The sequence below is a fragment of the Enterococcus sp. AZ179 genome, from assembly GCF_050498885.1.
GTDB classification, from domain to species: Bacteria; Bacillota; Bacilli; order Lactobacillales; family Enterococcaceae; genus Enterococcus_D; species Enterococcus_D entomosocium.
In genome coordinates this window covers 872,498-887,637 of record NZ_JBMHEO010000001.1, presented here as the reverse complement: position 1 = coordinate 887,637, position 15,140 = coordinate 872,498, and the positions used below count along the sequence as shown (strand labels likewise).

General features: G+C 45.3%; 10 protein-coding genes. 6 read left to right on the top strand and 4 right to left on the bottom strand.

Features of this window, described 5'->3' with window-relative positions; genetic code table 11:
• Nucleotides 1-3 precede the first annotated feature (3 nt).
• Entirely contained in the window at nt 4-2,259 is a 2,256-nt protein-coding gene (locus tag IGI88_RS04205) for a glycoside hydrolase family 3 N-terminal domain-containing protein (RefSeq protein WP_429960242.1), read from the top strand.
• Complete coding sequence (locus IGI88_RS04200) at nt 2,256-3,641, top strand: glycoside hydrolase family 1 protein (RefSeq protein ID WP_429960241.1); 1,386 nt, start codon at nt 2,256-2,258, stop codon at nt 3,639-3,641. Before IGI88_RS04205 ends, IGI88_RS04200 begins: the two co-directional genes overlap by 4 nt.
• 69 nt (nt 3,642-3,710) lie before the next feature.
• Here the strand turns inward: IGI88_RS04200 and IGI88_RS04195 are convergent, their stop codons facing one another.
• Nucleotides 3,711-4,571, bottom strand: a complete 861-nt coding sequence (locus IGI88_RS04195; protein WP_008379484.1) for a MurR/RpiR family transcriptional regulator — start codon at nt 4,569-4,571, stop codon at nt 3,711-3,713.
• A 216-nt stretch (nt 4,572-4,787) separates the two neighbouring features.
• Between IGI88_RS04195 and rpsO the strand changes: the two genes are divergently transcribed.
• The 4 genes from rpsO (at nt 4,788) to celB (ending at nt 10,687) form a co-directional block, all read left to right on the top strand.
• Nucleotides 4,788-5,057 (top strand): 30S ribosomal protein S15, encoded by a 270-nt coding sequence (gene rpsO / locus IGI88_RS04190; protein ID WP_005228072.1) that lies wholly within the window; start codon nt 4,788-4,790, stop codon nt 5,055-5,057.
• A 558-nt stretch (nt 5,058-5,615) separates the two neighbouring features.
• The gene (pnp, locus tag IGI88_RS04185; RefSeq protein WP_034878301.1) at nt 5,616-7,733 is read left to right on the top strand and encodes a polyribonucleotide nucleotidyltransferase; all 2,118 of its coding nucleotides are present in this window, start codon (nt 5,616-5,618) and stop codon (nt 7,731-7,733) included.
• A gap of 210 nt (nt 7,734-7,943) precedes the next feature.
• Nucleotides 7,944-9,344, top strand: coding sequence for a glycoside hydrolase family 1 protein (locus tag IGI88_RS04180; protein ID WP_429960240.1), 1,401 nt, complete (start codon nt 7,944-7,946; stop codon nt 9,342-9,344).
• Nucleotides 9,345-9,346: 2 nt separating this feature from the next.
• Entirely contained in the window at nt 9,347-10,687 is a 1,341-nt protein-coding gene (celB, locus tag IGI88_RS04175) for a PTS cellobiose transporter subunit IIC (RefSeq protein WP_429960239.1), read from the top strand.
• Between the two features lie 81 nt (nt 10,688-10,768).
• Here celB and IGI88_RS04170 read toward each other — a convergent pair whose 3' ends face one another.
• The 3 genes from IGI88_RS04170 to IGI88_RS04160 form a co-directional block, all read right to left on the bottom strand.
• Entirely contained in the window at nt 10,769-12,691 is a 1,923-nt protein-coding gene (locus IGI88_RS04170) for a heavy metal translocating P-type ATPase (protein WP_429960238.1), read from the bottom strand.
• A gap of 295 nt (nt 12,692-12,986) precedes the next feature.
• Nucleotides 12,987-14,027 (bottom strand): type 2 isopentenyl-diphosphate Delta-isomerase, encoded by a 1,041-nt coding sequence (gene fni / locus IGI88_RS04165; RefSeq protein WP_289230002.1) that lies wholly within the window; start codon nt 14,025-14,027, stop codon nt 12,987-12,989.
• Nucleotides 14,024-15,106 carry a phosphomevalonate kinase gene (locus IGI88_RS04160; RefSeq protein WP_016609860.1) on the bottom strand — a complete coding sequence of 361 codons (1,083 nt, stop codon included), beginning with the start codon at nt 15,104-15,106 and terminating at the stop codon, nt 14,024-14,026. The genes fni and IGI88_RS04160 overlap by 4 nt, the downstream gene beginning before the upstream one ends.
• Nucleotides 15,107-15,140 lie beyond the last annotated feature (34 nt).

Genomic DNA, 15,140 nt, shown 5'->3' with positions numbered 1-15,140 from the left:
GAAATGGAGAAGCATATGATTGAGACCCTTTTACGGCAAATGACATTGAAAGAAAAAATCGGCCAGCTGAATCAGCGTCTGTATGGTTGGGAAGTTTACGAAAAAAACAATGGAAAAATTATGTTGACTGAAACCTTTAAAAAAGAAGTAGCTCGTTTTGGCAGTCTTGGCTGGATTTACGGCGTGTTTCGAGCTGATCCTTGGTCAAGTAGAAATCAGCAAACAGGCCTGACGACCACGGAGTCCTATGAGCTATCCCTTATGATTCAAACTTATTTGCAGGAGCACACTCGGCTGGGGATTCCGGCCCTTCTCAGTGAAGAGTGTCCTCACGGGCACCAAGGTTTAGAAGCGACGACGTTTCCGGTCAATTTTAGTGTTGGTTCTAGTTGGAATCCAGAGCTGTATCAAGCGGCCCAAACCATCACTGCTCAAGAGATTCGGGCAAAAGGAGCCCATGTTGGCTTGGTTTCCGCATTGGACATTGCTAGAGATCCGCGTTGGGGGCGAACTGAAGAATGTTTCAGTGAAGATCCGTTTTTAACCAGCAGCTTTACCAAAGCGGCCGTCAGAGGATTACAAGGATCAAAAACAACGATAGAAAAGCAGAACGTTTTAGCGGTATTGAAGCACTTTGCTGCCCAAGGTGCAGGAATGGGGGGACACAATGCAGGGCCAGTGGCAATCGGTGATCGGGAATTCCGCGAGATCCATCTGCCACCAATGAAAGCAGGGATTGCTGCTGGGGCCTTGGGGTGTATGGCTGCATACAATGATCTAGACGGTATCCCGTGCCATGCCAATGCTTATTTGCTGCAAGATGTTTTACGAGAAGAAAGTGGCTTTACGGGAATTGTGATGGCCGATGGGTGTGGGCTGGATCGGATTGCTGACTGGCTGGGGAGCCACCCACAAGCGGCCGCCAAATCCTTGACCAGCGGTGTGGATGTTAGTTTATGGGATGAAGTTTTCCCAGTGTTAGAAGAAGCTGTCCTTGAGGGGCTACTTGCGGAAACGGCGATCGATGATGCAGTCCGTCGTGTGCTTCTTTTGAAAGAAAAACTTGGCTTGTTTAAAGAAGCAACGCCCCGTGTTTCATTGCCCCGTAAAGAAAAGGCGCAACAAGTTGCCTTGAAATTGGCGGAGGAATCGATTGTTTTACTAGAGAACAATGGTATTTTGCCTTTGAAGAAAACGCGACAAAAGATTGCCGTCATCGGTCCTCACGTTAAACAGCTCTATCATCAGCTGGGGGATTATACGCCATTCAAGGAAGAAACAACATGTACGACCCTTTGGGAAGGTTTGACCAGTTTAAGTACGCATCAAGCTGACTTCTTCTACGAGAAAGGCTGCGAAATCTCTAGTGGCACACTGGCTCAACGAAGGCAAGCCTGTCAGATTGCAGAAAAAGCGGATGTCGTCTTAGTGACGGTCGGCGGCTCCAGTGCCCGTGATTTCACAACGGATTTTGACAAAAACGGTGCCGCCTTAAGGGGATCTCAGGAAATGACCAGTGGAGAAAACATCGACTTGGCTACCCTCGATTTGCCGCAATGCCAGTTGGATTTACTGTTTGCGTTGAAGAAGAGTAAAAAGCCGCTGATTGGGATCGTGATTTCCGGTCGACCGCATTGCTTAGCTCCTTTGCAAGACTTGTTCGATGGGGTGCTTTACGCTGGCTATCCCGGCCAATATGGAGGGGAAGCGATTGCTCGGATTCTTTTTGGTGAAACAGTACCTAGTGGGAAATTAGCAGTTTCTATTCCTGATACAGTTGGACAACTGCCTGTCTGTTATAATTATCGCAACACAGCGTTTCAAAAAGACTACCTCGATCAAAAAGGCGCACCAGTATATTCTTTTGGTTATGGGCTTAGTTATGCCTCTTTTATTTGCAGCTCGGTTTCGGCTGAATATGCAGGGGAAGGCATTATCGTCAGTGGCACACTTGAAAATCATTCTACTGTGTCTGGTAAAGAAGTGGTCCAATGCTATCTAAAAGAGTATACAAAAGCATATGTGCCGAGGAAAAAAGTCCTATGCGGCTTTCAAAAAGTATGGGTGCCTAGACAAGGACAAGCAGCTTTTCAACTCGTGATCGGTGAAGCATCATTGCAGCAGCTGGCAATTTCTCTGGAAGAAACAACATTATTTTGTTTAGAAATCGAGGCAGCTGCGCAGCGGTATCAGTTTGCATTTCAACGATCCAACCCTGACCGCACGTGGCAGGTAATTCAGAAAGGAGCAAAAGAATGATTCACTTTCCAAAAAACTTTTTATGGGGAGCGGCCGCGTCAGCACCGCAAACCGAGGGGGCCGCGGCGGTTGACGGCAAAAGTCCCTCTACATGGGACAAATGGTTTGAGTTGGAGCCGTCACGCTTTTACGATGGTGTCGGACCAAGCGACACCTCAAATACCTACTATCAATACCGGGAAGACGTAGCAAACATGAAGGCCATGAACTTGAATTCCTATCGGACATCGATTGCATGGACCCGCTTATTACCAGATGGAAAAACATTGAATCAGACGGCAGTCCGGTTTTATCGGGCATATTTTCAGGAAATGCTGGATCAAGGCATCGAACCGATCATTAATTTGTTTCATTTTGACATGCCTTGGTGGCTGATGGAAAAAGGAGGTTGGGAGGCGCGGGAATCCGTGGACCATTTTGCATTTTATGCAAAAACTGCTTTTGAACAATTTGGCGATTTAGTGAAAAAATGGGCGACCTTTAATGAACCATTGGTGCATATTGAATGTGGGTATTACGGAGATGCTCATTGGCCGCAAGTGCGTGATTTCAAGCGGGCAATTCAAGTTGGTTATCATACCTTGTTAGCCCATGCGAAGGCAGTTGCTGAGTTTCGTAAAATCGCACTTCCTGATGGAGAAATCTGTATCATCTTGAATTTGTCACCTGTTTATCCAAAAAGTCAAGAAGCGGCTGATCGAGAAGCCGCTGAATGGGCAGATCTCTTGTATATTCGCAGTTTTTTGGACTGTGTCGTTTATGGACAATTTCCAGAAAAGCTAACGAGCTTATTCAAGGAGCATCAATTGTCCCCTGAATATGAAGCAACAGATGCGGAAATTTTTCGTGAAAATACCGTAGATTTTATTGGTTGCAATTATTATCAACCGTTGCGGATCCAAGCACCACTTCCGCAGAAGGCAGCATCCGGTCCCTTTGAGCCACGTCAGTTATTTCGTGGGTACGATTGGCCAGAGAAAAAAATCAATCCTCATCGCGGCTGGGAAATCTATCCAGAAGGGATTTACGATATCGCGATGCGTCTAAAGAATGACTATCAAAACATGCCATGGTTTGTTTCCGAAAATGGCATGGGGGTATCTGAGGAAGAACGGTTCATGGACGCCACGGGGCAGGTCAATGATACGTATCGGATCGCCTTTGTTGAAGACCACTTGCGTCAGCTGCATCATGCAATCGAAGACGGGTCTCCTTGTTTCGGTTACCATATGTGGACCTTTATGGATTGCTGGAGCTGGTTGAACGCATATAAAAACCGTTATGGGTTTTATCGAGTGGATTTGAAAAATGACTTCAAGCGTTATCCCAAAGCGTCCAGTTTTTGGTTGGCAGAAGTAGCTGCCAAGAATGCCCTTGATTGATCAAAGTGTCCTTAGAAGAAAAAATACCGCAGGAAAACTTTCCTGCGGACTTCTTTGGCTATGAATATTTTATAAATACTTCTCACGAAAATCGGCAATGGCTTGGCGTGAGGCATAGATATTGCGTGCCAGCTTTTCATTCTTGCTTAAAAAGACATAGAAAAGGACATCGACCGCCAATAGGTGGGCGATAATCGAATTCGTAGCAGCACTACGTTGGTTGGCTTCTTTGGAACGGGACACTTGCAGGGGAACATCCGCCAACTTTGTTAACGGATTACTGCCAAATCGGGTGAGTGACAGAATCGGGACGCCAAGATTTTTAACGATTTCTGCTAAGTGAACCATCTCAGGCGTGTGTCCACTGTTGGAAATGACCCAGAGGAGACTTTTTTTCTCGTTTTTGACGAGTTGCGGCAACAAGAGATTGTAGTCATTTTCAAACACGACGATTTTGCCTAAACGGGTCCATTTTTGTTGGATATCTTGTGCGATCAATGAAGAAGCACCGATCCCGCAGACAAAGATTCGCTCACGAGTCGCGATCAGTTCAGCGGCAGCCAACATCAGCTGTTCTTCTAACAATTGGGCCGTCTCATTCATAGTCACCTGTGCATTGTGGCTTAATTTAGATGTGATGGCATGAAAGGGCTCATTTAATTCAACATCGGCATAGCCCAAGTTTTCATTGGCATTTTGGCGCAAGCCGGATTCCGCAGATAATTGTATTTTTAAATCTGTCAAACTAGCAAAGCCGGTTTTTTTCGCAAAGCGTACGACAGTCGGCGCACTGATCCCAGTGGCTTCTGCTAATTGACTCGCAGTCATCGACGGCACTTTTTCAGGATTGGCCTCCATGAATGCGAAGAGTTTCTTCTCAGAAAGCGATAATTCATTTTTCATGCTCTCGATTCGGGAAAGAACGCTCATCCTTACACTTCCTTTAGATAGAGTAGTATCCTAAGTATAACATAAGTTTTGGAGGAGCTTTCAAAAGAAACGAAAAGAATAGGTAGATAAACTTGCTTTTTTCCTTAGAATCAAGTAAAGTAATTACGTGTGAAAAGCACAGTACCTGTTACTTGGTTTAACGAATCACCAACGTTTTACTCAGTCGCAGGGGAAAAAGAAAAAGAGGTGAAAAACATGGCAATTTCAAAAGAACGCAAAAACGAAATCATCAACAAATTTGCACGTCATGAAGGAGATACTGGTTCTCCAGAAGTTCAAATCGCTGTTTTAACAGAAGAAATCAACCATTTGAACGAACATGCACGTATGCACAAAAAAGACCACCATTCATACCGTGGGTTGATGAAAAAAGTTGGACATCGTCGTAACTTATTAGCTTACCTACGTCAAAAAGACGTACAACGTTACCGCGAATTAATCCAAGCTTTAGGATTACGTCGTTAATCAAACAAAGAAAAGTGAGGTTCAACCCGAATCTCACTTTTTTGCTATGAATCACTGCGACTGAGCGGCGCAAGCCGCACAGAGCAGATGATGAATAGTACTAGGCGAGGGAAACGAGCGTAGTGACCAAGCAGCGGAATCACTGCGACTGGGCGGCGCAAGCCGCACAGAGCAGATGATGAATAGTACTAGGCGAGGGAAACGAGCGTAGTGACCAAGCAGCGGAATCACTGCGACTGGGCGGCGTAAGCCGCACAGAGCAGATGACGAATAGTACTAGGCGAGGGAAACGAGCGTAGTGACCAAGCAGCGGAATCACTGCGACTGCAGTGTCGGCTAAAACAGCTGATGCAGTCTGACAGGTGATCTCGAGCCATCTAAAAAGTGAAACACCGAAAGAGCGGCCTTTTGACTGGTGAATCAAAAAGCGCAGCTAAAAAGAATTTTGGGTCCTTGTAAGCAGCATCCTACTAACCAAATGAAAGCAGCGGAACGACATTCCGATTTTTTCATTTGTTTAGTAGTGACTTGCTGGGATCCGATGAAAAGGAGCAGAACATGACAGAAAAACAAGTATTCAAAACAACTTGGGGCGGCCGCCCATTAGAAGTAGAAGTTGGCCAATTAGCCAAACAAGCAAACGGAGCTGTATTGGTTCGTTATGGCGATACGGTTGTCCTAAGTGCAGCGGTTGCATCTAAGGAAGCAAAAGATACCGACTTTTTCCCATTAACAATCAATTACGAAGAAAAAATGTATGCTGTAGGGAAAGTACCTGGTGGCTTTATCAAACGGGAAGGACGTCCAAGTACGGAAGCAACCTTGACTGCCCGCTTGATCGATCGTCCGATCCGTCCAATGTTTGCGGAAGGTTTCCGTAACGAAGTGCAAGTAACAAACATCGTAATGAGTGTTGAGCAAGATTGTACGCCAGCAATGGCGGCAATGTTAGGTTCTTCTTTAGCATTGTCTATTTCAGATATCCCGTTTGACGGACCGATCGCTGGTGTTGATGTTGGTCGGGTCAATGGCGAGTACGTCTTGAATCCAACAGTAGAACAAGCAGAACAAACCGATATCGAATTGACAGTAGCTGGAACGAAAAAAGCCATCAACATGGTTGAATCAGGCGCGAAAGAAGTTTCTGAAGAAGACATGTTAGGTGCGTTATTATTCGGTTTTGATGCTATCCAAGAATTGGTTGCCTTCCAAGAAGAAGTTGTCGCAGCTGTGGGCAAACCAAAAATGGAAGTCAAATTGTTACAAGTAGATGCTGACTTAAAAAAAGAAATTTTCGACGGCTACTACCAAACAATGAAAACTGCTGTTATGACTGAAGAAAAATTGGCTCGTGAAGACGAGATCGATAAAGTCAAAGACACAGTGAAAGAAGTGTATGCAGAAAAATTTGCTGGACATGAAGAGGAAGCACAATTCTTGAAAGAAGTGAAACAAATCGCGGAAGATCTTGAAAAAGATGTGGTTCGCGAATTGATTACTATCGACAAGATTCGTCCGGATGGTCGTCAATTAGACGAAATCCGTCCACTGGCATCAGAAGTTGGCTTATTGCCACGTGTTCATGGTTCTGGTCTATTTACTCGGGGACAAACCCAAGCATTGTCCGCCTGTACGTTAGCACCTTTAGGAGAACACCAAATCATTGATGGATTAGGGGTTGAAGAATCAAAACGATTCATCCACCATTACAACTTCCCTCAATTTTCTGTTGGTTCGACTGGTCGTGCCGGCTCACCAGGACGTCGTGAAATCGGTCATGGTGCATTAGGCGAACGTGCCTTAGCACAAGTGATTCCTGATGAAACAGACTTCCCTTACACAATCCGTCTCGTTGCAGAAGTATTAGAATCAAATGGTTCTTCTTCTCAAGCAAGTATTTGTGCTGGAACTTTAGCATTGATGGATGCAGGGGTGCCAATCAAAGCACCAGTTGCAGGTATCGCAATGGGACTTGTATCTGATGGTGAAAACTACACGATCTTAACTGATATTCAAGGCTTAGAAGATCACCTTGGCGATATGGACTTTAAAGTTGCTGGAACCAAAGATGGGATCACTGCGTTACAAATGGATATCAAGATCCAAGGAATCACTGAACAAATCTTGACAGAAGCATTAAGTCAAGCGAAAAAAGCACGGATGGAAATCTTAAATGAATTGACATCAACATTGGCTGCTCCTCGTGAAGAGTTAAGCCAATACGCACCGAAGATCGAAATGATCCAAATCGATCCTGCGAAGATCAAAGATGTAATCGGTAAAGGCGGCGACACCATCAATGGCATCATTGATGAAACTGGCGTGAAAATCGATATTGATCAAGACGGAAAAGTTTCGATTGCTTCTGCTGATGCAGAAATGATCCAAAAAGCTATCAAGATCATTGAAGAATTGACGAAAGAAGTAAAAGTTGGCGAAGTGTACCTTGGGAAAGTTGTCCGTGTTGAAAAATTCGGTGCGTTTGTCAACTTGATCAAAGGCAAAGACGGCTTAGTTCACATTTCACAACTTGCGAACGAACGGGTCAACAAAGTAGAAGACGTTGTCAAAGAAGGCGACGAAATCTTAGTGAAGGTCACAGAAATCGACAAACAAGGCCGTGTGAACCTTTCAAGAAAAGCACTATTGAACGAAGATAAAGCAGAGCAAAAATAAGCTGCTACTTCTAAATCATAAGCAAAGTCTAGGAAACTGGACTTTGCTTTTTTTGTGTCTAAGTAGCACATCTTCAAAAGGGTCTTACTTGACAGGAGTTATTTTTTGCGTTACCGCGAAAAATAAGAGATAATTCAGAATATTGTCTTTGCCATGCAAGCAATAATTCTAAGATGTTAAACGCATCTTATTTAGGATAAGGAGTACGATATGAAACAAACATTTCCAACTGATTTTTTATGGGGAGCATCGATTTCCGCTCACCAAACCGAAGGAGCGTATCAAACCGATAGCAAGGGACTGAGTGTCCAAGATACTCGTCCAAGAGACAACCACAAGATCGCGGATTTTACTGTGGCTGTCGACCATTACCACCAGTACAAAGAGGATATCGCCTTGTTAGCAGAAATGGGGATCAAAATTTTCCGCTTTTCGATCGCTTGGTCGCGAATTTTTCCAGAAGGGCGCGGTACTATTAATCAAAAAGGCTTGGATCATTACAGCGATGTCATTGATGAATTGCTGAAACACGGCATTCAGCCCTTTGTAACGTTGAACCATTTTGACTTGCCGCAAGCATTGGAAGACGAAGGCGGCTGGACAAAACGCAGCACCGTTGAGGCATTTGCCGCATACGCCAAAACGCTGTTTACAGCCTATGGGGATCGAGTGACGCACTGGCTGACGATCAATGAACCAAATATCATGCTGCTGGTGGATCAAAAAATATTAGGGAAAAAGATTCCATTATCAGAAAAATACCAGCAATTTCATCACCTGATGATCGCTGAAAAATATGCTTTCGAAGCGTGTCATGAAATCGTACCGAATGGCAAAATCGGACCGGTCCCAAATATTTCCTTGGTCTATGCGGCGACTAGTCGACCAGAAGACAACCAAGCAGCGTTGTATTTCAACAGTGTCCGGAACTGGGCGTACCTTGATTTCGCCTGCTTCGGTCGTTATAATTCGGTCTTTCAAGATTATTTGAACCAAAACGGCCTCACGATTGACTTTGGTCCGGAGGATAAGGCGTTGATGGAACGGGCTAAGCCTGACTTTGTCGCGATGAACTTCTACACCACAGTGACAGTGGAGCAGCCGACGGAAGCTGGGGACATGAAGAATGGTATCAGCGATCAGCAAAGTGAAGACATTATGGAGCGTGGTTTTTACAAAGGGTTCACCAATACGTTCTTGAAGAAAAATGCCTTCAATTGGACCATCGATCCCTTGGGGCTGAAAACGACGTTGCAAACACTTTATGATCGTTACCACTTACCGATCATCATTACCGAAAACGGCTTAGGGGCCGAAGACCATCTAGAAGCAGATGGCACGGTTCATGATCCGTACCGCATCGACTATTTATCGCAGCATATCAGTCAATGCTTAGCAGCGATCAATGCTGGGGTGGAACTGATGGGATACAGCCCTTGGTCTGCCATTGATTTGATCAGTGTGCATGAAGGGATTCGAAAACGGTATGGCTTTATTTACGTGGATCGCAATGACGCAGAGGAAAAAGAACAAAAACGAGTGAGAAAAGACAGCTTTTATTGGTACCAAAAGCTGATTGAAGAAGGGGCGATCCCTTCGTTGGAGGAGTAACGATGACAAGTGTTTTTACCTTTTTAGAAACGCGTTTGATGCCGCCTTTGAATAAGTTGGCGAATTTACGCTTTATTCGCGCAATCATGCAAGCAGGGATCATTACGGTCCCTTTTACGATCGTCGGATCGATTTTTTTAATCATCAATAATTTACCACAAATCATTCCACCACTGGCTGGCTTTTTCGAACAAACGATTTTACGATTTTCACCGCTTTATAGTGTCGTAACTACCATGTCTGTTGGCTCGATTGCTGTTTTTTATTGTTTAGCAACAGGGTATTATTTAACTGAGATCTATCATAAAGAAGAGCATTTGACTATGAGCAGTTTTGTAGGGGCGTTATTAAGTTTGTTTGCCTTTTTAATGACGATCGTCCAAGTCGATATCACAGATGGTGCGGCACAATTGCTGCAGTCAGAGAGCGAAACCGCCATTGTTTATAATGGGATCGCTTTAGGCGGTTGGATCACTCGCTTCAGTGGAGTAGGGATCTTCATCGGGATTATCACTGCAGTACTTGCTACGTCAGTCTATCGTTTTTGTGTAAAAAGAAAGATCACCATCCAGATGCCTGAAGGGGTTCCTGATGGAGTCAGCAAAGCATTTGCGTCATTGATCCCAGCGATTTTGATTGCCTTTTTGATGGTGGCGATCAATGGAGTACTGGCGGTTTTCCACACGGATCTTCACGGATTGCTATCCAAACCATTTGAATTCGTGAAGGAGTTGACGGGTTCTTGGTTAGGAATCATCGTGATTATGCTCCTTATCCATCTCTTATGGGCAGTGGGGGTTCATGGGACGGCAGTTATTAAAAATAGTTTCATCAATCCCATCCTATTGGTGGCTCTAACTGAAAATATAGATGGTGCCAATAATATTTTTGCTGGGGATTTTGTGAACATGTATATTTTTATGGGCGGAGCAGGAAGTACGCTTGGATTGGTTTTATTGATGCTGTTTGTGGCAAAATCACAACAGCTCAAAGTCTTAGGAAAAGCAGCGATCTTACCGGGGCTTTTTAACATCAATGAACCAGTGATCTTCGGGGCACCGATCGTCTACAATCCGTATTTGATCATCCCCTTTATCGTAACACCTTTGATCAACGTGACGATTGCTTACTTTGCTAGCTCGTTTGGCTTTGTCGATAAAGTCATTACGGGAATTCCCTGGATTTCACCGGTGGGCATAGGGGCGTTTTTAGGAACCGGCGGTGATTTCCGAGCCATCCTGATCGCTTTGATCAACTTAGGGGTTTCCATTCTCTGCTATTATCCATTCTTTAAGATGTACGATGGCAAACTCTACACGGAACAACTTGACAATCACGCATAAATAGGAAAAAACAGCAAAACGCCCGTTGATGGACTTCTAGTGAAGTGCCAACAACGGGCGTTTTTCTAATGCAAGTAGTGATCACGTATGCAAAGACTGTTGATACAAGACGCAATCATCACAATCTTTGCGAGTTGGTTTGGCTTGATGGGGTGTTTCTTTGTGTAATGGCAAAAGCATACGCAACCCGTTTAAGATAACTAAGATCGTGCTTCCTTCATGACCCACGACCCCTAGAGGCAGCGTGAGAAATTCAAGGAAGTTTGAAGCAATCAGCAACAAGATGACACTGATAGAAAAGACGATGTTTTGTTTGATGATCCGCTGTAATTTTTTAGCCAAACGGTGACTGTCGACCAAGCGCAGCAAATCATTTTTCATCAAGACGATGTCCGCCACATCCATTGCGACGTCGGTTCCTTCGCCCATCGCGATCCCCACACTTGCGGTCGCTAAGGCGGGGGCATCATTGATCCCATCACCGACCATCGCATTGATTTTGTAGGTTTCTTTCATTTCTTTGATCCGAGTGGTTTTCTCATCAGGCAGGCAATCACTTTCATAGTCAGACAAGCCGATTTCTGCTGCGATCACTTTAGCAGTACCTAAATGATCACCCGTCAGCATCGTCGTGTGAATCCCCTGCTCATTGAAGTAGGCAAGACTCTCGCGAGCTTCAGGACGGGGCTGATCCAATAGCGCTAAATACCCTGCTAACACACGGTCACGATTGATATAAATCAAGGTTTTTCCAGCTGCTTTCAATTCGTGGATGCGGGTTTGCTCACTGGCAGCAACAGAGGTTAGATCGACTTCTTTTCCAATCGTCCAATGGGCAGCTTGGTAAGTGGCGGCTAGACCGACCCCCGCTTGTTCTTCCACGGCTAATTCCAACGGCTTTTCATCATGAAAATACGCCAAGATCGCTTCAGCCAATGGGTGATTTGATTGTTTTTCCATCCCGACGATCAGTTGGGGAATAAAGGGTTCATCCAGCAACAGATGGACATCAGTGACAGCAGGTTTGCCGCGAGTCAGCGTCCCCGTTTTGTCAAAAGCGATCGCTTTGACATTGGCAAAGGCATCCAAGGCTTGTCCGCCTTTGCATAAAACGCCCAAACGAGCAGCGTGAGAAATGGCTGCTAACATCGCAGGAGTAGCAGAGGCGACTAAGGCACAAGGGGATGCCACTACTAGTAAGACCATGCCACGATAAAAACTTTCTTGGAACCCCCAATTCGTGAAAAACGTACACAAAACGATCATTAGTGGGACGGCGATCAGGACGATCGGCACATAGATCCGTTCGATTTTTTCGATCAGGGTCGCCGTTTGACTTGGCATTTGCTGCGCTTCTTCCACCAACTGAATGATTTTTGCAAAGCGGGTGTTTTCACTCGTTTGAGTAACTTCAATGTACAATGGCTGCCCAAGGTTGATGGTTCCCCCAAAGACTTCACTGCCTAAACGTTTCTCGACAGGAATGGATTCGCCACTGATGGCCGCCTCATCAACACTGCTGGTTCCTTGGATCACTATACCGTCGATCGGGATCGCACTGCCTTTTGCCACCATAATCGTATCTTTTAACTGAAGGGCTTCGACTGGTACTTCGACGAGCTCCCCAGATTCAATCATTTTTAAGGCAGTCGTTGGTTGCAGTGCCATTAATGAACTAATTTCTCGCGTACTTTTGTTGGTCGTATATTCCTCAAGGGCACCGCTCAAACAAAAGATAAAGGTCAGCATCGCCCCTTCAAACCAATGCCCAATGATACAGGCACCAATGGCGGCTAACGTCATCAGTAGATCGACGTTCAACCGTTTGTCGTGCACCAATTCTTGCGTGCCTTCCCAGGTTTGTTTCCAACCCCCGGCAAGAATCGCTAACAGATAAGGGACAAAGCTATAAGCAATGGAAAAAGATGCCATAAGAAAGCCAGTTGCCATCAATAGCAAACAAGCAATCGTTGAAAAAACAGCCGACGATTCGGATTTACTCATAAGAAACGCCTCCTTTTGAATGTAGTCTAGGAATGAAAAAACCGATCCTTTTCTCAAGAAACAATCGATTGTTCCTCCCTCAACTTGAGCATAGCACATTCGAAAACAAGATGGTAAAAAAACAACGTACCTGATAATGAAAGTGATTATCAAGTAGCGATTAAATAACGTTTATGTCCGGATTGCAAATGGAGAATCCGTTATTATAGAAAAATAAACACAAAAAAAGCAGTACAATAAAAAACGAATTGTACTACTTTTGCTTGTTCGATGTGGTAGTCAGCGATTGGATCGCTTAACGCAAACTATACTTTGCTAAGGGAATCTGGCGTGCTTCACACCACTCTTTGACAGCACCAGAAAAAATCAGCTGAACCTTGGTAAGGTCTTTGGTGCTTGTCTGTCCTGCCATTGTGTAGAGCAGCTGCAGCTGTTCCTTCCATGATTGTAAGGTGGCGATGGTTTCTTCTTTGCCTTTTGACAAAAGCAGCACGAGGATCGTGGCGGATAGTCCTACGCTATCCGCACCAAGGCAAAGTGCTTTGAAGATATCGTAAGCATCCCGAACCCCGCCTGAAGCGATGCGGGTAAAGGGCTGTTGGATCTCATTTGCTTCCAGCAAGGAAATCACGGTGGATTGACCAAAGGTGTCTAAATACGCCAATTCACGTTTTTTTCGACGAGCATTTTCGATTTGAGTAAAACTTGTGCCGCCGCTGCCAGCAACATCAATCGTTTGTACGCCGATCGCCAGTAACTGCTGGATCGTTTCACGGGACATCCCAAAGCCGACCTCTTTTACGACAACCGGAACGGCAACAGAAGCCATCGTTTTTTCCAATAAGGACAGCCATTGGCTGAATTGACGATCGCCTTCGGGCATCACTAATTCTTGCGGTGCATTCAGATGGATCTGCAAGGCGTCGGCGCCAAACAGTTCCACTGCCCGCTGTGCATTTTCAACGGGACTGCCCGCGCCAATATTGGCTAATAAGAAGCCGTCAGGATTGGCTTTACGGACGATACGGAAAGAATCGGCGACACTTGGGTCTTTTAAGGCAGCCGAAACGGAGCCGGTTGCCATCATCAACTCACAGGCTTGTGCGATCTCTGCTAACTCTTGGTTGATTTTTAAGGTTTTTTCACTGCCTCCCGTCATAGCATTGATGAAAAAAGGGCTGGAAAATGAGCGATCAAAGACAGTTGTCGCAATCGACACATCAGCCACATCAATTTGTGGAAATGATTGGTGGACCAAACGAACTGCATCAAAATCGTTGCTGTGTTCTTTATGGAACGCTTTTGCTAAGGAAACATGTTCATCTTTTCGATTCATGATAGGTCCTCCCGGTAATGGTAAACATGCAGCGGCAAGGGGGTGATCTCGGCTTTTTCCCACGCACTCATCAATGGTAAAATACCGGTTTTTTGGTCAACGATCACGATACCGCAATCGCCGCCGCCGGCACCGGAAGATTTGGCTGCACCACAATAATTTTCTGCTAGATCACAAAGCTTTTTAAGTGCTGGAGTTTCAATCGGCACACCAGTCAGTGCGGACAACTCCCGCAGGAGCTTTCGATTTTCCGTGATCATTTTTTTGATCGTGCGACTGTCTTCATTTAAGAAGCCGTCGATCAATCGATTGACGCAGTCTTTGCTGGCTGCTAAAAAGGCAGCATAGGCGTTTTCTTTTTCTTCTTTGGATTGATAGACTTGATCCACTAAATCAGAGGTGGAGGCAGGAGAGCCTGTCCAGCCAATCAGCAGTCGAAGCGATTTCGGAACCGTCAAGGGACGGATCGATAATCCTGGCCAATCGAAAGCGATCAATTCTGTTAAGGTATGGTCTTTTTGTTTGGCTAAGACCCAGTCGTGATCGAAGGTTGAAAAAGCGATCCAGCCGCCATAGCAAGAGGCCGCAATATCACCGCACGACCCATTGCCTTGAACAGCGAGATGGGCAAGAGCCGCAATTTTGAATTGGGTCAACCGATCCATTTCCATTTGATAGTACAGATTCAATGCTTTGACCGTGGCAACAGTCACGGCACCGCTGGAACCGAGGCCATATTTGCGACCATTCGAGTTATCCAGTTCACTGGTCACTTTTAAATCGTAAAAGGAAAGGGGGATGCCTTTTTCTTGGGCATATTTTTCCGTCAGACGAATGGCTGCCAAAATATAGTGGAACGGGTTATCCCGGTGGTCTAAGACTAATTCGCCTTTGCGACGCGTCCAGCGAATCGGCAGGTCGCTGTATTGGGCAGACTGGATGCTGCCGTTTTTACGGGCCTCTTCAACAGTGACCGTGATAAATTGGTCAACGGCAACGATGATTGCAGGATGACCAGGTTCGACAACGGCGTATTCACCAGCAATAAATAGTTTTCCAGGAACGGATAGTTCAATCATTTCGACACTCCTAATCGATGGCTTCTTAATGGCT